The organism is Pseudoalteromonas sp. SCSIO 43101 (assembly GCF_023650775.1).
Lineage (GTDB): Bacteria > Pseudomonadota > Gammaproteobacteria > Enterobacterales > Alteromonadaceae > Pseudoalteromonas > Pseudoalteromonas apostichopi.
Window position 1 is genome coordinate 336,608 of the sequence record NZ_CP072673.1, and the last position, 22,022, is coordinate 358,629.

The following is a 22,022-nucleotide window of genomic DNA, read 5'->3' on the forward strand; positions in this document are numbered from 1 at the left end:
GATTTTTATGTTGACTTACAGGCCCTAGCGCGGTACTAATAGAAAAAGGCAGCGGGATGGCTAGATATCCGCTACAAATGAACAAATTTTGGTTACAGATAAATGCTTACAAACAAACTTTCTCTAATTCTAATTAACGTCGTGGTGATTATTATCACCGCGGGGGCTAGTTAGTGCTTAGAGAAAAGTAAAGCATTTAAAAGCCCCCCGCACTTAACAGTTCGGGGGGCTTTTTCGTTTTAAGGTTTGAGTCGCAGCAAATACACAATGTCACTGAGGAATGAGGATTTACGATGACAGGCGCAGAGTTAACAATCGATTTATTAGCTAAACATGGCGTTAAGGATGTTTTTGGTTACCCGGGTGGTGCCATTATGCCTATTTACGACGCTTTGTACGGTGCGCCAGTCAAACATTATTTGACCCGTCATGAACAAGGGGCAGGCTTTGCCGCTGTGGGTTTTGCGCGAAGCACAGGTAAGTTAGGCGTGTGTTTTGCTACTTCCGGCCCTGGGGCGACCAACTTAATCACAGCCCTTGCCGATGCGATGATGGATTCAGTGCCATTACTTGCTATCACAGGTCAAGTACCAACCGCAGCGATAGGCTCCGACGCCTTTCAGGAAGTGGATGTGTTAGGCATGTCGTTATCTTGCACCAAGCATAGTTACATGGTTGAAAGAGCTGAAGATTTAGCCGAAATATTACAAGAAGCCATCCACTTAGCGCAAAGCGGCCGTCCAGGCCCTGTGTTAGTGGATATTCCGAAAGACATCCAAATGGCGCAAGTACCATTTCATCCTTGGTTAGCTGCCGAAGATCACTTACCAAAATTAGACTCAAACCAAGTTGCTATTGCCAATCAAATCTTAAGTGAAGCGCAGCGCCCTGTAGCGTATATCGGTGGTGGTGTACAAGCTGCCAGTGCACAAGATGAACTAATGCAGTTTTTAGAAAAAACACATATGCCTGCAGTATCAACGTTAAAAGCGTTAGGTAGTGTATTACCTGATTATGAATATGACCTAGGAATGCTAGGTATGCATGGTGGTAAAGCGGCTAACTTAGCGGTGCAAGAGTGTGATGTTTTGGTCTGTATTGGTGCCCGCTTTGACGACCGTGTCACTGGAAACTTAAGCAAGTTTGCGGCAAAAGCAAAGGTTATTCACCTTGATATTGATGCCGCAGAGATTGGTAAACGTAAGCCTGTAAAAGCGTCATTAGTGGCAGACTTAAAAACTTCATTACCGCAACTAGAGTGTTTTGTAACTCCAGATGAGTGGCTAACGCACATTGCAAGCATGATGAAAGAGCATGCATGGCGCTATGACTACCCGGGTGAAAAAGTATTCGCACCTTATTTATTGAACCAGCTAAGCCAAAAAATGCCATCAACTGGTGTGGTGTGTTGTGATGTGGGTCAGCATCAAATGTGGGTTGCGCAGCACATGAAATTTAGTCACCCAAGCAATCATTTAAGTAGTGGTGGAGCGGGTACCATGGGCTTTGGTCTACCAGCAGCTATCGGTGCACAAGTTGCTCGCCCAAATGATTTTGTGATCACAGTGTCGGGTGATGGTTCAATCATGATGAACATTCAAGAACTGGCAACGATTCGTCGTAACAATCTGCCAGTTAAAATTTTAATCTTAGATAACCAACGTTTAGGCATGGTACGTCAATGGCAGCAGCTATTTTTTGAAGGTCGTTATTCTGAAACAAACCTTTCAGATAATCCTGATTTTGTGCAGTTAGCAGCAGTGTTTGGTATTCCAGGTCAAACTATCACTAAAGCAGATGAAGTTGATGCTGCGGTTGATGCGTTAGTAACTAGTAAAGGTCCATACATTCTCCATGCCTGTATCGATGATAAAGAAAATGTATGGCCGCTTGTACCGCCTGGTGCAGCCAACGATGAAATGATGACGGAGACAGTAAAATGAAACACACCCTAACGATTGCACTAAAGAATCAAAGTGTCGCTGTAGAGCGCTTTTTACGCGTTGCGCGTCATCGCGGCTTTGACCTAACAACAATGAATTTAGAAATGGCTGATGAAGCGTTTCACGTCACCATGACAGTAGACAGCGATAAGCCGATTTATCTACTAACATCACAGTTGAGTAAATTGGTCGATGTAAAACACGTCAATGTTGAAAACCAATTTCAACAACAAGCAATCTAGTATAAATCAACAGGTAACTAGAGCAATCAAACTGATGCTTTAGTGAGTAATAAATTAGGAATGAGGAAGTCAGTGGCATGCCACTGCAAAAACTGAGGTAATTATGGCTAAATTAAGAAGTGCAACAACAACAGAGGGTCGAAAACGTGCAGGAGCGCGTGCTTTATGGCGTGCAACAGGAATGACAGATAAAGATTTCGGTAAGCCTATTATCGCTGTTGTAAACTCGTACACTCAGTTTGTACCGGGTCATGTTCACCTTAACCAGCTCAGTGAGCTGATGGCCGAAACCATTACCGAAGCGGGTGGTGTACCAAAAGAATTTAATACTATTGCAATCGATGATGGTATCGCGATGGGTCACGGCGGAATGCTGTATTCACTCCCATCGCGTGATTTAATTGCTGACTCAGTAGAGTACATGGTAAATGCCCACTGCGCTGATGCCATGATCTGTATTTCTAACTGCGACAAGATCACTCCTGGAATGATGCTGGCAGCACTTCGTTTAAACATTCCTGTCATTTTTGTATCAGGTGGTCCAATGGAGGCGGGTAAAACACGCCTTGCTGATATCGACATCAAACTTGATTTAGTTGATGCCATGGTTAAGGGTGCTGATACTTCAGTAAGCGATGAAGACTCTGAAAAAGTTGAGCGCTCGGCATGCCCTACCTGTGGTTCATGTTCGGGTATGTTTACTGCTAACTCAATGAACTGTTTATTAGAAGCGATTGGTCTGGCACTACCGGGTAACGGTACTACACTTGCGACCCACAAAGACCGTAAACAACTGTATGTTGAAGCAGGTGCACGCATTGTTGATTTATGTCGTGAGTATTATCAAAAAGATAATGCAGCAGTGTTACCACGCGCTATTGCCAATCGTACCGCTTTCATGAATGCAATGGTGGTTGATATTGCTATGGGTGGATCATCAAATACGGTTTTACACTTACTAGCAGCAGCGCAAGAAGCGGGTGTTGATTTTGATATGTCGCATATCGATGAGCTTTCTCGCAAAACACCATTCTTATGTAAAGTGGCACCAGCGACAAACAAATACCATATTGAAGATGTACATCGCGCTGGTGGCATGATGGCTATTATCCGTGAGTTAGGTAAAGCAGGCCTTGTCGATTTATCTGTTGATCATGTGGCGGGTCATACAATGGCTGAAATGGTAACTAAATGGGATGCGACTGATCCAAGTAATGAAGTAGCGCAAAAATTTTATAAAGCAGGCCCTGCTGGTATCCGCACAACAAAAGCAATGAGCCAAGAATGCCGCTGGCCTGAACTGGATAATGACCGTGAAAATGGTTGTATCCGCAGCGTTGAAAATGCGTTTCGTCAAGATGGTGGCTTAGCGGTGCTATCGGGTAACTTAGCCCTTGATGGTTGTATTGTTAAAAGTGCTGGTGTGGTTGAAGAAATGCTGCATTTTGAAGGCCCAGTAGTCGTTTACGAATCACAGGATGACTCGGTTGAAGGCATTCTTAACGGTGAAGTAAAAGCGGGTGATGTTGTTGTGATTCGCTACGAAGGGCCAAAAGGCGGCCCAGGCATGCAAGAAATGCTGTACCCAACCAGTTATTTAAAATCAGTTGGCTTAGGTGAAAAGTGTGCGCTGATCACTGATGGTCGTTTCTCAGGTGGTACATCGGGTTTATCAATTGGTCACGTTTCCCCAGAAGCGGCAAGCGGTGGTGCAATTGCCTATGTTGAAAATGGCGATAAGATAGTAATTGATATCGCAACTCGCGAAATCACATTAGCTCTTTCTGATGAAGAGCTTGAAGCTCGTAAGCAAAAGCAACTTGCACGCGGGAAAGATGCTTACAAACCTCTAGATCGTGACCGTTATGTTTCATCTGCACTTAAAGCCTATGCCTTACTAGCCACCAGTGCAGACAAAGGAGCTGTGCGTGATTTAGCTAAACTTGAGGAGCTTAGTTAATTATGGTTTCTCAAGAGCTCGATTATTTTCGCGCTATCATTCAAGCGAACATGGAGCCGCTTGCAAAAGTCACTGAGGTTAGCGAAATGGCAGATCTTAGTGCTCGGCTAGGCAATCATGTGTGGTTAAAGCGTGAAGACCAACAACCTGTTTATTCATTTAAACTACGCGGTGCATTTCATAAATTGAGCAAATTGCCAAAAGGTTCTGATGTGATTACAGCATCGGCTGGTAATCATGCGCAAGGCGTAGCTCTAAGTGCTTCATTTTTAGGGCATAAAGCAACTATTGTTATGCCTGTTACAACACCAGAAATTAAAGTGAATGCAGTGCGTTCTTTAGGTGGTGAAGTGGTATTACACGGCCATCATTTTGATGCTGCAAAGGCTCATGCTCTAGAGCTCACAGAGCAGCGCAATGGGGTGTTTGTACCACCGTTTGATGATGCAGATGTGATTGTTGGTCAAGGTACCGTTGCTCGTGAATTAATGCAGCAACTCAATGATCTTGATGCAGTCTTTATTCCTGTAGGCGGAGGTGGTTTACTTGCAGGCATGGCAGTGTACATTAAGTCGTTACGTCCTGATATTAAAGTCATCGGTGTTGAAGCCGATGAGAGTGCCTGCTTAAAAGCAGCCCTTGAAGCAGGTAAGCCGGTTGAGCTTGACCGTGTTGGTAGCTTTGCAGATGGTGTAGCAGTCAAAGTCATCGGCACAGAAACGTTTCGTTTAGCACAAAAGTTTTGTGATGAAGTGGTGACTGTAACGGGCGATGAAATCTGCGCAGCAATGCAAGATATCTTTGTTTCGACTCGCGCTATAGCTGAACCTTCAGGGGCGCTATCAACAGCTGGCTTGAAAAAATGGTGTCAACAAAATGGAGTGAAAGGTTTAAATGTAGCCGCGATTTTATCGGGTGCAAATTTAAACTTCGACCGCTTACGTTATGTTGCTGAACGAACAGCTCTTGGCGAAAAGAACGAAGCATTGCTTGCCGTGACTATCAAAGAAGAGAAGGGCAGCTTTAAGCAGTTTTGTAACTCGTTAGGTGGCAGAGCTATCACCGAATTTAATTATCGCTATGCAGGCCCTGGCGAAGCACAAATCTTTGTAGGTATTGCTTTAAGACAAGGCCAACAAGAGCTTGATGAGCTAAAAGCGACACTGACAGAAAACGGCTATACGTTTTGTGACCTATCAGATAACGAGCTGGCTAAATTGCATATTCGTTATATGGTTGGTGGTAAAGCGCCAGCTCAACTTCATGAGCGTTTATTACGCTTTGAGTTTCCTGAATACCCAGGCGCACTGGCACGATTCTTAGATACCCTTGGTAGTAACTGGAATATTACTTTATTCCATTACCGCAACCATGGTGGATCGATTGGTAATGTGCTGGCGGCCTTTGCTATTGAACCGAGTGATTATGAGGTATTCAATGAGCATTTGAACCGTTTGGGATACAACGTTCAAGATGAAACGAACAACCCATGTTTCACCCAGTTCTTAACTAGCCAAGGTCAAGAACTTAGTGAAGTTAAAGCGGCAAATCAGTAGCTTAATATAATCAAGACTGTTCACTAGCAGTCTTGATTTTTCCTCTATTTTTCCTATAGTTAATGCACGGTTCTAGAGCAAGGATGATGCGTGCAAGGTATAAAAAGCCTACTAGGGTTAATCTGTTTAATGCTCTCTATGAGCGCACTGTGCGCTGATAAAGTTAGCTTACAATTAAAATGGACTCACCAGTATCAATTTGCAGGCTATTATATGGCTGCAGAAAAAGGCTTTTATAAGGAAGCGGGCCTTGATGTCTCTATTATACCTGCCGATCCAAACCACCCAGATACCTTCCCTAAAGTGTTAAGCGGCAAAGCTGACTTTGCTATTACTCACTCAGGCATATTACAAAAGCGCCAGCAAGGCGCACCGGTTGTTGCCCTTGGGGCAATATTGCAGTTTTCGCCTTATTGCTGGATGGTAAAAAATAACTCAGATATTTTTCAGCCTAGAGACTTTGCTGGTAAAAAGCTAAGTAAAATCGGTTCAATAGAAAATGCTGAGTTACTGGTGATGTTACAGCGTGCAGGATTGAGCCTAGAAAGCTTGATGGCAGCTAGCCATGAAGGAGGCGTTAAAGAGTGGCTTGCCGGTGATATAGATGCGGTGCAAGTTTATGTCACTAATGAGCCTTACACGATGACATTGCAAGGAGTAGGTCACCGACTCATTTGCCCGCAAAAGTTTGGTTTGAATGTGTATGGCGATATTTTATATACCTCTGAGCAATTTTTAGCGAAAAAGCCAGAGGTTGTTGAGCGCTTTTATCGTGCCAGCTTAAAAGGGTGGCGTTATGCCTTATTACACTTAGAAGAAAGCATCGATTTAACCAAGCAGCACTATGCTACCCAGAAAAGCGTACAAGAGCTGGCCTATGAAGCGCATGTTTTAAAAAGCTACATCCAACCTCCAGGAATTAATCTAGGCAATATGTCGATGGCAAAGTGGCGCTTGATTGCAGATTTATATGGCTTAGATCAGGATGAGTTTGATCAGGCTTTTGAAGGCTTTATGTATGATCAACAGCAAACAGAAGGGTTTGAGCTATCTTGGATGCTGATCCTTGCAATCATTTTAAGTATTGCATGTGTGCCATTGTACATTCGCTTGATCAGCAGTAACCGACGTTAAATAAGATAAAAACTGTTATACTGCTTTTTATTTCTTGTCGCTAAGTAGTTATGACACTTGCCGAGCACTTTGCTGCCTTAGATGCACTGCTATTTTCAACCCGCCAATACTGGCAATGTACCGCATTTGATTTTGATGATCTTCCTTGGCCTGAATTAGCCCACTTATTATGGGCGCTGGATGACCAACAAGTGAGTGAACTAGATGCCGATCAGCAAGCTTTATATCGTTATTTTGCTGATGAAATTGAAAACATTGAACAGCTGGCTGAGTTGTGTGAGTTACCTGCTATCAATTTGGCTCGTAATGAGTTTCCGTTTTGGATAAGTAATGGCATTAAAGGCCGTAAATTTGAGCAATTACAAGACTTTGTTGCAGCTGTTAGTCAGCAGTCATTTAACCAGCCCGTTTTAGAATGGTGCGCAGGTAAGGGGCATTTAGGTCGTATGTTGGCATTTAATGGAGCGCCAAGTGTACATAGCATTGAGCTACAACAACACTTGTGTGATCAAGGTCAGCACAGTGCTAAGCAACAGCAATTGGCAATGCAATTTTCACAAGCTGATGTATTAACCGACGACACCGATGGTTTTTTTGAGCGCCAGCAGCATGCAGTTGCTTTACATGCCTGTGGTCGTTTGCATCAAACATTTATGCAGCAAGCGAGCAAAGCGAAAACCCAGCAAATCAGCTTTTCACCATGTTGTTATCATTTATTCACAGATAACGCCTATCAAGCAATGAGCGAGCCTGCAAAACAAAGCCAGCTTGCGCTTACTCATCGCGATTTAAAACTAGCGCTGCAAGAAACTGTGACCGCACCAAGCCGAGTTGATAAGGTAAGAAAAACAGAAGTTGAATGGCGACTTGGGTTTGATGCATTACGTAAATCACTCACTGGTGAAATGCACTATGTAAGTGTGCCATCAGTGAACAAAGCTATTTTTTCTGATTCTTTTGGTTCATTTTGTTTATGGGCTGCTGAGAAAAAATCATTATCACTGCCTGAAGGTATTGATTACAATAAGTTTTTAACTATAGGTAAAAAACGCAAAAGGGTTACTGAGCGAGTTGAACTCGTCCGACATGTATTCAGAAGGGCAATTGAAGTTTGGCTCGTGCTCGATCGTGCTTTATATTTGCAACAACAAGGTTATCAAGTAACAGTTAGTACGTTTTGTGAAAAGCAGCTGACACCAAGGAATATCTTGATCCAAGCTAATTATTAAATACCGTAAAGAGGCGCAATGAGAAAGTTAAAAAATTTATTCGAAAATAATAGACGTTGGGCTGCGCGTACGAGTGAAAGTGATCCTGAGTTTTTTAAAATTCTATCAATGCAGCAAAATCCAGAGTACCTGTGGATCGGTTGTTCTGATTCACGTGTACCTGCAAATGAAATAGTAGACTTGCTACCTGGAGAGTTATTTGTTCATCGAAACGTAGCAAATGTCGTTGTTCATACTGATCATAACTGTCTTTCGGTGATGCAATATGCCGTTGAAGTACTTAAAGTGAAGCACATAATGGTCGTTGGCCACTATGGTTGTGGTGGTGTACAGGCGGTATTGAACGGAGCGAGTTTTGGTTTAATTGATAACTGGCTTCGTCATGTAGGTGATGTAAAAGAAAAACACATTGAACAACTCAACTCATTACCAGAACAAGAGCGTTTAAATAGCCTGATAGAACTCAACGTTATTGAACAAGTACGTAATGTTTGCCGTACTAATATCGTCCAAGATGCCTGGGCAAAAGGTCAAGATTTAACAATCCATGGTTGGGTTTATGGTTTAGCCAATGGCCACCTTAATGATTTAGAGTCGGTAGTAACTTGTGCTGAAGAAGCCAGTGATACATACGGAATTGCGGTTAAGCGTGTTTTCGAACGCGTTGCCGAAAAAAGTTAATACCGAATATGGTAGAAAAAAGGAGAGCTAATTAGCTCTCCTTTTTTATTGTTCGTCTTGTTTGCTAGCAAGTTGCTGCTCAAGTAAAGCAACTTTCTCTTCAAGCTCAGTGAGTTTCTCACGAGTACGAATAAGTACTTGGCTTTGAATATCAAACTCATCACGGCTTACAAAGTCCATCTCAGCAAGTTTGTTTTGAATAGCTTGCTTAGTCTTGCCTTCGACTGTTTCGGCAAGGTTTTTCACGCCTTGTGGCATGTTATCAGTGATTTGCTTAGCGATTTCTTCAAGTTTTGCTGGGTTAATCATCTTCGTCCCTTGAGTCACGTAAAAAAACAATCTTACCTTATTGGCTAGGCGTAGTGTAGTGATTACGGTAAAATTGCCCGTCCTATCTTTGGATAATTTCTTTAGGGGCTTATGAAACTCAACCCAAAACAAGATGAAGCGGTAAAATATATCAGTGGACCGTGTCTGGTATTAGCCGGTGCGGGTTCAGGTAAAACGCGTGTTATTACTAATAAAATTGCTTACTTGGTGCAAAAGTGTGAGTACCAAGCACGTAATATTGCCGCAGTTACATTTACCAATAAAGCTGCAAAAGAAATGCGTGAGCGTGTAACGCAAACACTGGGCAAGCAAGAGTCGAAAGGCTTATGGGTTTCAACGTTTCATACGCTTGGGCTTGAGATTATCAAAAAAGAGTTAACTACTTTAGGTTTTAAACCTGGTTTTTCGTTGTTTGATGACCAAGATACCAACCAGTTATTAGCTGAGCTGACCGAAGAAGAGCTTAAAAAGGACAAAGATTTACTTAACCTGCTGAAGATGCAAATAGGTAGTTGGAAGAACGAATTGATTCTACCTGAGCGTGCTGTTCGCGAAGCCCGTGAGCCGCAAAAAGCGTTATTTGCTCAGTTATATGCTCGTTATCAAAATCAACTGCGCGCCTATAATGCCCTTGATTTTGATGATCTGATCATGATCCCAACTTTATTGCTTAGTCAAAATGTCACGGCACGTGAGCGCTGGCAACAGCGTTTTCGATACTTGCTGGTGGATGAGTATCAAGATACGAATACTAGTCAGTATCAGCTAGTTAAGCTATTAGTGGGTGAACGAGCCCGGTTTACCGTGGTAGGCGATGATGATCAATCTATCTACTCATGGCGTGGTGCAAAGCCACAAAATCTGGTGCTATTGAGTAAAGATTTTCCGGGCTTACGTTTAATTAAGCTAGAACAAAACTACCGAAGTGCTGGACGAATTCTTAAAGCTGCAAATATTCTGATTGCTAATAACCCGCATGAGTTTGATAAAAAGCTATTCAGTGAACTTGGTTATGGTGAGCCCATTAAAGTAATTGGCTGCCGAGATGAAGAGCATGAATCTGAGCGAGTGGTTGCAGAGATCATTTCTCATAAATTCATGAAGCGCACTAGTTATAAAGATTATGCGATTTTATACCGTGGTAACCACCAAGCGCGAGTGTTTGAAAAAGCACTCATGAGTAACCGTATTCCTTATAAAATCAGCGGCGGTATGTCGTTTTTCTCTCGCTCAGAAATCAAAGATATCATGGCGTACTTGCGCTTATTGGTGAATCAAGACGACGACAACGCATTTTTACGTATTGTTAATACGCCACGTCGTGAGATTGGTACTGTCACACTGGAAAAGCTAGGTACCCTTGCTAATGAAAAGCATATCAGCTTATTTGCTGCATGCTTTGAGCCTGAGCTTGCGCACCGATTAAAAGGGCGTGGCTTTAATGCCTTAGCTGGCTTTGCCCGTTGGGTAGTTGAGCTATCTGATAATGCAGTTCGGGGTGATACCCTTGAAGCAGTAAAAGAACTAGTTAGGCAAATTAATTACGAAGCTTATCTGTATGAGTCATCACCGAGTGCAAAAGCTGCTGAAATGCGCATGAAAAACGTCTCAGAGCTATATCGTTGGATCACCGATATGCTGACAGGTGATGCAGATAACCCACCGCTGAACCTTGCTGAGGTGGTTAGTAAACTGACCTTGCGCGATATGCTTGAGCGTAACGAAGAAGAGGACGAATCTGATGCCGTGCAATTACTAACATTACATGCTTCAAAAGGCTTAGAGTATCCGTATGTGTTCATGGTTGGCATGGAAGAAGGCTTATTACCGCACCAAGTAAGTATTGATGAAGATAACGTTGAAGAAGAGCGTCGTCTTGCCTATGTAGGAATTACACGCGCCCAGCAAGAGCTAGTAATGACCTATGCTAAAATACGTCGTCAGTTTGGTGAAACCTCAGACACAGAGCTAAGTCGCTTTGTGCAGGAGTTACCACAAGATGACTTAGCCTTTGAAGCGAAGAAGCCACCTTCCTCACAAGCTGAGCGTATGGAGAAAGGCCAGGCACGAGTGGCTAATCTAAGAGCGATGCTTAAGAAGTAATGAATTGTGCGCTAGGTGCTTCGTGCTCGAAGGGAGCCAGCGCATGCTGTTTACCAATAAACAACGATAATCCGTGCTTATCTAGCAAAGTGCGGTAGTTAAAAATCGACGGACCTTTAGCTATTACTTGAATATTTTGCAACTTAGTAATAGCTAAAACACCTTGTAGTTGCAAATGATAATTCTCTTGCTGTAGAACACGCTTACTGAATGTTGAACTCAACAATAAGTAATCGAACTGGAACTCAGTTAATAAGTTTAACTCACAGCGATCTTTAGCAAATTCATTTAAACCAATCGAAAACCCTTGTGCGACCAAGCTTTTTAAGTTTTCAATTTGTATCGCTGAAGCGTAACGAATTTCTTGTTCGTTGAACAATAAACACATTCTATTTGAATCGTGTGCGTTTAATAACTTACACAGTGCCTGAAAGTTAATACGCTCTAAAACTAATCCAGAACAAGAAAACAGTACTTTTTCGAGTTGGCTGTTACTTGCTAGGGAAAAGGCTTGTTTTAGTAGATTAAGCTCAACTTCGAAGTGCTGAACACGATCGGTCGCAAATTTTTTGAGGACTTCAAAGCTAGTGCTACCAAGCACAGGGTGCTCACCAAATGCTTCTAGTAAAGACTCAGCGTGAGTTTTTTCATCCAAGGTAATGATTTCTGCACATCTAAAGTGCATAGGCAAATCATCTAGGTGATGCATATTCTCTACATCATGCTGTACATTACTGGCATTAAGCAGTGGATGAAAACACTCAAAGCGATTTCGGCCTGCATTTTTGGCGTAATACATCGCGGCATCCGCATCGCGAATAATTTCATCAGTGTGTTTGTAGCTTGGTTTAGAGTAGGTGATACCAATACTGGCACCACTTTGAATACATTGACCTTTCATACAGAAAGGTTTTTTCATAATTTCGATGATACGTTTTGCAACATCTTGTGCTTGTTGTTGTTCAGTTAAGTGAGTTAGCAATACCACAAATTCATCACCACCTAAGCGTGCGAGTAGATCATGCTCACGAATACAATGCGAGAAAGACTCTGCAACACCAATTAAAAATTGGTCACCTGCCTGATGACCAAGGTGATCGTTTATATCTTTAAATTTATCAAGGTCAATAAATAGCACCGCAAATTGCTGCTCTGGGTAGCGCTGGTAATGCTGCAATGTTTTTTCAAGCTGAGTTAAGAACAAACTGCGATTAGGTAAACTAGTTAATGAGTCGTGGTGTGCATCGTGATACAACTGTTGTTCTATTTTTTTTCGCTCTTCAATTTGCATTTGCAGGTGCATATTAGCTTGGCGAAGCTCTTTAGTTTTTTCAGTGACTCGATGTTCCAATTTTTGGTGACTGAGCTTTAACTCTTGGTTGGCTAGATGAGTTTGGATGACGTTAGCAATTTGATGTGATACAAACGTAATTAGCTCACAATCATCCTGACTAAACTCATGTTTATTATTATAAGCTTGGCAAACAATGAGACCTATAACACCTTGCGAAGTTTTGAGCGGAGCACCTAACCAACTAGTCGCTGTGCGCTCTGATGGAACATTAACGGGCCTCTCTACACCGCCAAGTTTGATGAGCTCTTTTGCTCTTTCACTGTCTATGACCTGGCACTTTTCAGTGCTGAGAACCAGTTCACTGTAGCCTTTAGCAAATGGTCGTGGTTTGCCATTATCGTTAAACTCATCGACGCAATAAGGAAAACTCAACCAATGAGATTGTTGGTCATACAATGCGATGTATAAGTTATCTGCATAGGTAATATTTTTGATAATGCTATGAACATGCTGATATACATCGTCAAGGTTTTTACTTTGCGTTGCCAGCTCTGATATTTTGAATAGCAGTTGTTGGCGTTCGAGAGCATTTTTGCGCTGTTGAATTTCGTCGTTAAGTGCTTGGTTACTTTGAGTTAATGCACGGGTTCGAATTTTAACTTCAGACTCTAGTAGTTCACGCTTTTTCACTCGTTCAATTGCTGTTGCTAAGTACAGTGACATAGCTTCTAGCAATTCAATTTGTTGCTCTGAATAGCATTGGTTTATGTCGTAGCTTTGCGCAACCATTACGCCAATAATGACTTTTTCACGGTAGACGGGTACGCCCACCCAGTGCTCTGCAGGTGTACCAAAACATTTAAGTAAGCCTTGTTCAACAGCTTGCTCAGTCTGTTGTTTGGTAAAGTAGCTGGTTTTACCTTGCTTGAATACGTAACCCGTTAAGCCTTCTTTGAAGTACTGCTCATACTTTAATGGTACAGAAAGACCATCTTTTTCATCAGCGAAATAAGACAACTCAAGAGTATCGTAAACCGGGTTATGCAATACAACGAAGAAGTTTTTACTCGGAATATAGTCTTGTAAAATATTATGAATAGCGGGATAGAGCAGGGTTAATTCGGCAACAGTACTTGCTTGCTCTGATAATTGTAAAAGAGCATTTTGCAAGTGATGTGATTGCTTATACTTTTGTAAAAGCGATTTTAAGCGAGCATTCTTACGGGCTAGCTTATCAATGTGTGTTGCTGAATCTTCCAATGATTTAGAACCAGATCTTATTGTTGTTTAAATTTCGTCCTATATAGTTCCACTTTTTTATTAGATCGTCAAGTAACAGATGTTAACAAAATGGTAATTTATTATGGGTCTGAATTGGCTACAGAGCTAGCTTAGCGCTTTAAAATAGACATAAAAAAAGGGCCTAATAAAATTAAGCCCTTAGTATTAGTTTTAAAACTATTACTTGCTAGTCATGAAATCGATAGCAGCGCTGATTTCATCTTCAGAACAATCCATACACGTACCTTTAGGAGGCATTGCGTTGAAACCGTTAAGCGCGTGATCTAAAAGTGTATCTTTACCTTTAGCGATACGAGGAGCCCAATCATCAGCTGATTTAGGAGCACCTAGTGCGCCAGTACCATGACAAGCAAAACAAGCTGCTTGGTAAACTTGCTCACCAGAACGAGGACCTGTAGGCTCAGCAGCGGCCGCAGCTTTATCACCTTCTAGATATACAGAACCAATTGGCGCTAGACGCTTTTTAATTGCATCTTCAGTCAAAGAGTTGTCATACGCTTGTGCATATGCCGTTGTTGCTAGCAGTAATAATGCAGCTGATAGTTTTTTCATTTTGCCTTGCTCACTTCGATTTGAACGTGATCAATCACGATATCTGACGGAAATTAGAACGATTATAACGCTAAGCCACAATTTATAAAATGATCTAAAAGGCTTTTTCTATAGAAAAACCTTCATTTTTTGCGTTAGCGCAAGAAAAGCCTGCATTAGATGCTGGCTATTTGCCCGATTATTAAGCGAGTTCTAATACTTTTTTTACTAATTTTTCGATACCTGCGTCAGCATCTAAAATGCTTTGTGCCAACATATAAGCAGGGGTTGTGACCACTTTATGCTGCTGATCAACAACGATCTCATTAACTGCACAGTTCTGATGTGCACCGCCAAGCTGCTCGATAGCTGCTGCTGTATCAGCGTCGTTACCAATGGTGGTTTTGACACCCTTGCCATATATAAGTGGAAGCATCGCAGGGGCAATGCAAATATACCCAGCCGCTTTATTGGCCTCGACAAAGGCTTTCGCAGTTGTAAGTACATCACTTTGAACTTGGGCATCTACGCCCTTGACTGCAAAATCTGATAAGTTTTTCGCGGCACCAAAACCACCTGGTACAATCAAAGCGTCGAATTCATTTACATTTAGCTCTGTAAGGGCTTTAATTTCACCACGTGCAATGCGAGCAGCTTCAACTAACACATTACGGTTAGGTGCCATTTCTTCACCTGTTAGGTGATTAATGGTATGCATTTGTTCAATATCAGGTGCGAAGCACTCATAGCTCGCGCCTGCTTTGGCTATATGTAATAAAGTTAATACTGACTCATTGATCTCTGCGCCGTCGTAAACGCCGCAACCTGCTAAAATAACTGCCACTTTTTTCATTTTTGAACTCTCCTTAATGCGATTAGCTTTAGTTTAACAAGGATACGAGTCAGCCGACAAAATAAAAAATTTTTGTAGCTCGATAACTCGCAAAGCGTTATGAATAGCTGTTTATGCCTTTTTATAAATTACTAACGAAAAAAAAAGTATAAAGGATCGCTATGATCTTTGATCCATTATGCTAGAATACTCCCCCGGTTATGAAAAGGGATGTTAATTCGGTATCGAATAAGCAAAAGGTTATCGCTACTAAAACCGTTTTCCACATCGGACTAAAATAATAAAAAAAGAACGTCGTAATATCTTTTTTAAATCAAAACATGAACTTACTAAAATTTCCTAAATGTTTTTTCATTTTGGGAGAATTAACTCTGTCTGTTATCTACAAAGTTATCCACAGCTTGCTCTTTAATAAACCTCTATTGGTTAATAATTCACAGTCGTTTTCTTGATGGCCTTATGGCATGCTTACAAACAATTTAATGTTATTCAATTAGGATCCAATTTCACCATGGCTCAGATCCCTGAAAATCCACTTATTCTTGTTGATGGTTCTTCTTATTTATTCCGTGCATATCATTCGCCACCACACCTTACTAACTCAAAAGGTGAAGCGACAGGCGCAATCTATGGCGTAGTTAATATGCTTAAGAGTTTGATCAAGCAATATGATCCATCACACATGGTGGTGGTATTTGATGCCAAAGGTAAAACCTTCAGAAATGACATGTATAGCGAATATAAAGCTAATCGCCCACCAATGCCGGATGACTTACGCACTCAGATCGCACCATTGCATAACATTATTAAAGCAATGGGTTTTCCGCTTATTAGTATTGAAGGTGTTGAGGCTGATGATGTCATTGGTACGTTTGCGCGTATTGCTTCAGAGCAGCAACGTCATGTACTGATCTCTACCGGCGATAAAGATATGGCGCAGCTTGTTAATGAGCATGTCACGCTTATTAATACGATGACTGATAGCATTTCAGATCCAGACACTGTGGTTGAGAAGTTTGGTGTTGGCCCTGAGCTGATCATTGATTATCTTGCCTTAATGGGCGACAAAGTCGATAACATTCCAGGTGTTGATGGCTGTGGTCCAAAAACAGCGGTGAAATGGCTGCAAAAATATGGATCATTGCAAGGTGTAATTGATCATGCTGGTGAAATTAAAGGCAAAATTGGTGAAAAGCTTGCTGCAGCACTTGATCATCTGCCACTTAGCTATGAATTAGCAACAATTAAGTGTGATGTTGACGTTGAGTCGGATCTAGAAAGCTTTAAGCTGCAAGAACCTAATCGTGACGAACTTATCGCACTCTATGGTGAGTGTGAGTTCCGCCGCTGGTTAGCTGAACTACTTGATAACCCTAAAGATGCTGACACTCATTTAGATTTACCAACAGAAGCTAACGAATTACCAAAAGTTGCTGATGCGCATTATGAAACAATTTTAACTGAAGAACAGCTTGATACCTTAGTGACGCAGTTAAATGATGCCGAACTTTTTGCTTTTGATACTGAAACAACCAGCCTCGATTATATGCAAGCGCAATTGGTCGGTATGAGCTTTGCGGTTAAAGCAGGAGAAGCAGCGTATTTACCGGTAGCACATGATTATCCAGATGCGCCAGATCAATTAAGTTTAGAAACTGTAATGGCAAAAATTGGCCCAATCTTAGCTGACGAAAACAAAGCGAAAGTTGGACAAAACTTAAAATACGATAAAAGTGTGTTAGCGAATGCTGGCTACGAGCTAAAAGGCATTAAGTATGACACTATGCTGGAGTCGTATGTATTTAATAGTGTAGGTAGCCGTCATGATATGGACTCACTGGCACTTAAATACTTAGGCCACAAAAATATTAGCTTCGAAGATATCGCTGGCAAAGGTAAAAAGCAGTTAACATTTAACCAAATTGAGCTTGAAAAAGCGGCACCGTATGCCGCTGAAGATGCAGATATAACACTTCGTCTTCACCAAGTTTTATGGCCAAAAATTGATGCAGATAATCAGCTAAAGTCGGTATTTGAAGACATAGAATTACCTCTCGTTTCTGTGCTTTCTGATATTGAACGTACAGGTGTTGCAATTGATAGCAACATGCTGGCAGCTCATAGCCAACGTTTGGGTGAACGCTTATTAGAACTTGAGCAAGAAGCCTATGATATTGCAGGTGAAAAATTTAACTTAGGCTCGCCTAAGCAGCTACAAGCGATTTTGTTTGAAAAGTTAGAGCTTCCTGTTATCAAGAAAACACCAAAGGGTGCACCTTCAACTGCAGAAGAAGTGCTGCAAGAATTAGCTCATGATTACCCATTACCTAAGGTGATTATTGAGCATCGTGGTTTGTCAAAACTGAAATCAACGTACACAGATAAACTACCGCTAATGGTTAATGAGCGCACTAAGCGAGTGCATACTTCTTATCATCAAGCAGTAACAGCAACAGGGCGTTTAAGCTCAACTGATCCTAACTTACAGAATATTCCAATTCGTTCAGAAGAGGGACGTCGTATTCGTGAAGCCTTTATTGCTGCTCCTAGCCATAAAATTGTGGCGGCCGACTACAGCCAAATTGAATTACGTATCATGGCGCATTTATCACAAGATAAAGGCCTACTCACTGCATTTGCAAATGGCTTAGATGTTCATAGTGCAACAGCAGCAGAAGTTTTCGGGGTAAGTCTTGAAGAGGTTACCAGCGATATGCGCCGTAAAGCAAAAGCGGTTAACTTTGGCTTAATTTATGGCATGTCGGCATTTGGTTTATCACGTCAATTAGATGTGCCACGCCATGAAGCACAACATTATATTGATAAATATTTTGAGCGTTTCCCAGGCGTACTTGAGTACATGGAAACAACTCGTGAAAAAGCAGCAGAGAAAGGCTATGTAGAGACGATTTTTGGTCGTCGCTTACATTTACCAGAAATCAATGCACGTAACGGTGCTCGTCGTAAAGCTGCAGAACGTGCTGCTATCAATGCACCCATGCAAGGCACGGCCGCAGATATTATCAAAAAAGCGATGCTTAAAGTTCATCAATGGGTGAATGCACAAGCTGAAGGTTCAGTGAAGCTTCTAATGCAAGTGCACGATGAATTAGTTTTTGAAATTAAAGAAGAGTGTGTTGATGAGTATAAAGCTGAAATATGTAAGTTAATGTCAGAAGCTGCTACTCTCGATGTGCCATTGATTGTTGAAGCCGACAGTGGTGACAACTGGCAGCAAGCTCACTAATAGTCGTAATAAATGAGAGCTGTCAGCTATCAGCCGTCAGCTTTCAGACTAAAAGTTAGCGATTTGCTTGACCGTTATATCGCCTTTTATCTCGAATCTAGCTTCCAATGTAAGGGTCGCGGCATAAAGCCGCTGCTACAGGTAGGCGTGAAACTTGTTTCGCGCGTCTGACCGCTGAAGGCTGATCGCTTCTATATAGAACATCGCTTCGAGCGACCCTACTTAACCAAAAATAAATCATTACTCGTTAACTATAACCCCAACTCCCGCAATCTCTTTACGTGTTGACGATAAAGCTCAATAGGGTCAACTTCACGAAAATTGTGTAAACCAATAAACTGATTAATCTCATCTAAGTGGTTCATTTCATAATTATCTTTAATTACATAGCCTAAATGACTACTACAGCGTGATATAAGGCCATCATCTTTTCCTAAAATGAGTAATGAGCCAAGTAGCATGGGCAAATCAGTTAGATCCAGTATATTAGTGAGTGCTGCTGTACCACTCCACGAAAAATAGTACACACCATTTTCGGCAACTATCTGACCTTGCTCGCATTTATTTACCGGTAAGCCTTCAGGGTATTTTTGATTAAATGCGTTCGCACCCTGAGTACTTAAGCTATTTAATGCACCAAGTGTGTTTTGTGGTAATTCACTGTTACCTGATAGTAGTGAAATAACACCACCAAGCGCATCAAATATTAACTGGGCTGCATGTTGTGCTTGAGAGTTTGCTGGCAGTTTTTGATTAATAAGATCAATAATTTCACTACCATAATTTGCCCCTCCGATACTGGTTACGGAGGCAATAAGATCAGGTCTAGTTGATGCAACGTAGCGCACTGTTTGCGCACCTTGGCTATGGCCAATCAAGTTTACTTTTTTGGCGCCAGTCAGTGCTAAAATTGTTTCGACTTGAGTGAGTAATTGTTCGCCTCGTATCTCAGAGCTATTTATAGCAGAGACCGCTGGTGTGAACACCAAGGTACCATCTTGGTTGAGACTGGTTGCAACATTATAAAAATAATCGAGGCCGAGTAAATTATCAAAACCCATTAGCCCGTGAACTAAAACAACAGGATATTGTGTCGTTGTTTTTTTTGCATGACAGCAAGGATTCATGAAAAAAAGTAAGGTAACAAATAAAAATAGGGGGATTTTCTTCATACCTTTTACTCTTCTACTGCAATTTTTATCACTAACAAGCCTTAAAAAAGTCTGATTTTAGCGTGCTTTAAATTCACTTTACCCTAAATTACGGCTCGCTGTAATGTTAATTTAAGGTAAACAAGAAAAGATGGTTTTAGTGTTTCGTTATATCTTTATCAATTTGTGTTGTTTCTGCGGTTGTGCAATTTATTTTTAATCTGGTATTTGCTAAAGTCCGCGCCGTCCTCATCCTGTAGGACATCCTGTTGATGATGCATCTGAAAGGATGCAACGTATTGATAGCTTCTCCCCAGTTTGCTATAACGACTCACTCCTTGTTGAGTGAGTCGCTTTTTCTTTCTCTTATCATACAATTCATTGCACAAATCAACGCAAGTGATACCATCAAAGTGATTCTTATTTACTTTCGAAGGAATGCGTTATGTTTAAATCTATGGCAATTGCTGCCTTTTCATTATCGAGTATTTTAGTTGCCCCTTTAGCCAGCGCAAACTGGCAAGTTAATAATGAGCAAAGCAACGTGAGCTTTGTGTCTATCAAAAAGAACTCAGTTGCAGAAGCGCATCATTTCAAAAAAGTATCTGGAACACTAGATGAGCAAGGTCAATTTAAGTTGATGATCGACCTGGCATCGGTTGAAACACTGATCCCTATCCGCAATGAGCGCATGACTAAGCTATTATTTGAAACGGCTAAATTTCCTAATGCTGTGTTAACTGCTGATTTAAGCAAAACATTGTTAAAACTTGAGCCTGGCCAACATGTACTTAAAGGTTTAAAGGCTGAGTTAGACTTTCATGGTAATAAAAAAGACCTAACAATTGATGTGCTTGCTAATATGTCACCGAAAGGCGATGTAACCGTATCATCTTTTACACCCGTTATTATTAATGCGAGTGATTTCAAAGTAACAGAAGGTATTAGCGAACTGCAAAAGCTTGCAGGTCTACCATCTATTGCAACAGCTATACCTGTGACATTCTCTTTGACGCTTGATAAAGATAAATAATGCAATCACTTGCCGAATTAGAAGCCGCTCTTCAGGCTCCCGATAAACCCTTTGATCAATGGCAGCCACAAAATTGTGGGCAATTGCCAATGACGATTGATGCGCAAGGGCGGTGGTTTTATGCCGGCAGTGAAATAAAACGCGAGGCAATGGTTAAGCTCTTTGCCTCAGTTCTTTGCAAAGAAGTTGATACTTATTTTTTAAAAACGCCGGTCGAGAAAATGGCCATTACAGTCGATGATGTGCCTTTTGTTATTATTGATTGGCGTTTTGAAGACACAGAGCAAGGTCCTGCGCTTTGTTGTGTCGATAATTTGCAGCGTGCATGGCTCGTATCAGCAAAGCAACCATTGGTATTACGTGAATTTGAAGGTGTCAGCGTGCCTTATGTACAATTAGTACATGGCTTGGCTGCGCGGGTATCGAGAAATGTGTATTATCAGTGGGCTGAAATAGCCTGCTCAGATGAGCAGGGCTATTATTTAGAATCATTAGCCAAGCGTTATTACTTAGCCTAAGTGTTTAAGCTTCTGGTTGTTCGTCAGACTCAGGAGCTTCAACTTCAATTGGTCCTAAAAACCACTCATCTAGCTTTTTAGCAACTTCAGGTAAGCCTGTGCCTTTTAATGAAGAGAAGGCATGAACTGTAATATCACCATCTAAGCTACTTAACTCACGGCGAACTTGTAAAACTTGCGCTTTACGTGCGCCCTGTTTGAGTTTGTCGGCTTTCGTTAATAGTGCCAACACTGGAATTTCACTACCAACGGCCCAGTCGATTAAGTCACGGTCTAAATCTTTTAACGGATGGCGAATATCCATTAAAACAACGATACCTTTTAAGCTTTGACGCTTTTGTAAGTATTCACCTAGCGACTTTTGCCATTTTTTCTTCATTTCGATAGGTACTTTAGCGAAACCGTAACCCGGTAAGTCGATAAGGCGTTTATCGGCATCAAGTTCAAAGGTATTGATCAGCTGAGTACGACCTGGTGTTTTAGAAGTTCGAGCTAACTTTTGATCAGTCAAAGTGTTTAGAGCACTTGATTTACCAGCATTAGAGCGACCAGCAAACGCGACTTCAATCCCCGTATCAGCAGGTAAGCGTGAGATATCAGGTGCGCTGGTAACAAAGGACGCAGTGTTGTATTTGATACGAGATTTGAGCACAGGCTCTCCTAGTCTTTTATAAAAAATAACAAGCAGTGGCTAATTTCCACTTAAGGCACGTATTTTATACTATTAAAGCAGCATTCAAAAGCGTATTTAAGCGTGCTAAATTGGCTTTAAATTAGGAAAATTACTAAGTAGAAACTTAATCTAAGTCAAATCCCTATAAATTATGAGCTTAATGTGGGCAGAAAACGTGCCAGAGAATTTATTATCGTGTAGAATATAGAAATCACAACATCCATATTGTAGATGATACAGGG

17 protein-coding genes are annotated in these 22,022 nt (G+C 41.4%); 11 read left to right on the plus strand and 6 right to left on the minus strand.

Going from position 1 to position 22,022, the window contains the following annotated elements; translation table 11 throughout:
• The first annotated feature begins 293 nt into the window (after nt 1-293).
• The 7 genes from ilvG to can all read left to right on the plus strand — a co-directional run bounded on the left by ilvG (nt 294) and on the right by can (nt 8,745).
• Nucleotides 294-1,943 (plus strand): acetolactate synthase 2 catalytic subunit, encoded by a 1,650-nt coding sequence (gene ilvG / locus J8Z25_RS01605; RefSeq protein WP_130049885.1) that lies wholly within the window; start codon nt 294-296, stop codon nt 1,941-1,943.
• Nucleotides 1,940-2,185 carry an acetolactate synthase 2 small subunit gene (ilvM, locus tag J8Z25_RS01610; RefSeq protein WP_167658994.1) on the plus strand — a complete coding sequence of 82 codons (246 nt, stop codon included), beginning with the start codon at nt 1,940-1,942 and terminating at the stop codon, nt 2,183-2,185. Before ilvG ends, ilvM begins: the two co-directional genes overlap by 4 nt.
• A 103-nt stretch (nt 2,186-2,288) precedes the next feature.
• Entirely contained in the window at nt 2,289-4,145 is a 1,857-nt protein-coding gene (ilvD, locus tag J8Z25_RS01615; protein WP_250661565.1) for a dihydroxy-acid dehydratase, read from the plus strand.
• A 2-nt stretch (nt 4,146-4,147) separates the two neighbouring features.
• Nucleotides 4,148-5,701 (plus strand): threonine ammonia-lyase, biosynthetic, encoded by a 1,554-nt coding sequence (gene ilvA / locus J8Z25_RS01620; RefSeq protein WP_130049883.1) that lies wholly within the window; start codon nt 4,148-4,150, stop codon nt 5,699-5,701.
• Between the two features lie 129 nt (nt 5,702-5,830).
• The gene (locus J8Z25_RS01625) at nt 5,831-6,835 is read left to right on the plus strand and encodes an ABC transporter substrate-binding protein (RefSeq protein WP_250662006.1); all 1,005 of its coding nucleotides are present in this window, start codon (nt 5,831-5,833) and stop codon (nt 6,833-6,835) included.
• A gap of 50 nt (nt 6,836-6,885) precedes the next feature.
• Nucleotides 6,886-8,064 (plus strand): methyltransferase, encoded by a 1,179-nt coding sequence (locus J8Z25_RS01630; RefSeq protein ID WP_130049882.1) that lies wholly within the window; start codon nt 6,886-6,888, stop codon nt 8,062-8,064.
• An 18-nt stretch (nt 8,065-8,082) separates the two neighbouring features.
• Nucleotides 8,083-8,745, plus strand: coding sequence for a carbonate dehydratase (can, locus tag J8Z25_RS01635; protein ID WP_130049881.1), 663 nt, complete (start codon nt 8,083-8,085; stop codon nt 8,743-8,745).
• A gap of 45 nt (nt 8,746-8,790) precedes the next feature.
• Here the strand turns inward: can and ubiK are convergent, their stop codons facing one another.
• Nucleotides 8,791-9,054 (minus strand): ubiquinone biosynthesis accessory factor UbiK, encoded by a 264-nt coding sequence (gene ubiK, locus J8Z25_RS01640; protein ID WP_054561163.1) that lies wholly within the window; start codon nt 9,052-9,054, stop codon nt 8,791-8,793.
• A 111-nt stretch (nt 9,055-9,165) separates the two neighbouring features.
• Between ubiK and rep the strand changes: the two genes are divergently transcribed.
• Entirely contained in the window at nt 9,166-11,178 is a 2,013-nt protein-coding gene (gene rep, locus J8Z25_RS01645; protein ID WP_130049880.1) for a DNA helicase Rep, read from the plus strand.
• Here the strand turns inward: rep and J8Z25_RS01650 are convergent.
• The 3 genes from J8Z25_RS01650 to elbB form a co-directional block, all read right to left on the minus strand.
• Nucleotides 11,168-13,732 (minus strand): bifunctional diguanylate cyclase/phosphodiesterase, encoded by a 2,565-nt coding sequence (locus J8Z25_RS01650; protein ID WP_250661566.1) that lies wholly within the window; start codon nt 13,730-13,732, stop codon nt 11,168-11,170. The two genes, rep and J8Z25_RS01650, sit on opposite strands and share 11 nt — an antisense overlap.
• Nucleotides 13,733-13,933: 201 nt before the next feature.
• On the minus strand, nt 13,934-14,326 hold the full coding sequence (locus J8Z25_RS01655) for a c-type cytochrome (RefSeq protein WP_130049878.1): 393 nt from the start codon (nt 14,324-14,326) through the stop codon (nt 13,934-13,936).
• A gap of 181 nt (nt 14,327-14,507) precedes the next feature.
• Nucleotides 14,508-15,158, minus strand: coding sequence for an isoprenoid biosynthesis glyoxalase ElbB (gene elbB / locus J8Z25_RS01660; protein ID WP_130049877.1), 651 nt, complete (start codon nt 15,156-15,158; stop codon nt 14,508-14,510).
• A gap of 511 nt (nt 15,159-15,669) precedes the next feature.
• Here elbB and polA point away from each other — a divergent pair.
• Nucleotides 15,670-18,405, plus strand: a complete 2,736-nt coding sequence (gene polA, locus J8Z25_RS01665; protein WP_250661567.1) for a DNA polymerase I — start codon at nt 15,670-15,672, stop codon at nt 18,403-18,405.
• A gap of 251 nt (nt 18,406-18,656) precedes the next feature.
• Here the strand turns inward: polA and J8Z25_RS01670 are convergent, their stop codons facing one another.
• Nucleotides 18,657-19,577: a lipase family alpha/beta hydrolase gene (locus J8Z25_RS01670; RefSeq protein WP_178926532.1), complete on the minus strand. Its 921-nt coding sequence runs from the start codon at nt 19,575-19,577 to the stop codon at nt 18,657-18,659.
• Nucleotides 19,578-20,001: 424 nt separating this feature from the next.
• Here J8Z25_RS01670 and J8Z25_RS01675 point away from each other — a divergent pair, with 424 nt between their 5' ends.
• On the plus strand, nt 20,002-20,589 hold the full coding sequence (locus tag J8Z25_RS01675) for a YceI family protein (protein ID WP_130049874.1): 588 nt from the start codon (nt 20,002-20,004) through the stop codon (nt 20,587-20,589).
• The gene (locus J8Z25_RS01680; RefSeq protein ID WP_130049873.1) at nt 20,589-21,107 is read left to right on the plus strand and encodes a DUF1285 domain-containing protein; all 519 of its coding nucleotides are present in this window, start codon (nt 20,589-20,591) and stop codon (nt 21,105-21,107) included. The genes J8Z25_RS01675 and J8Z25_RS01680 overlap by 1 nt, the downstream gene beginning before the upstream one ends.
• A gap of 4 nt (nt 21,108-21,111) precedes the next feature.
• Here J8Z25_RS01680 and yihA read toward each other — a convergent pair whose 3' ends face one another.
• Nucleotides 21,112-21,759 (minus strand): ribosome biogenesis GTP-binding protein YihA/YsxC, encoded by a 648-nt coding sequence (yihA, locus tag J8Z25_RS01685; protein ID WP_130049872.1) that lies wholly within the window; start codon nt 21,757-21,759, stop codon nt 21,112-21,114.
• Between the last annotated feature and the right edge of the window lie 263 nt (nt 21,760-22,022).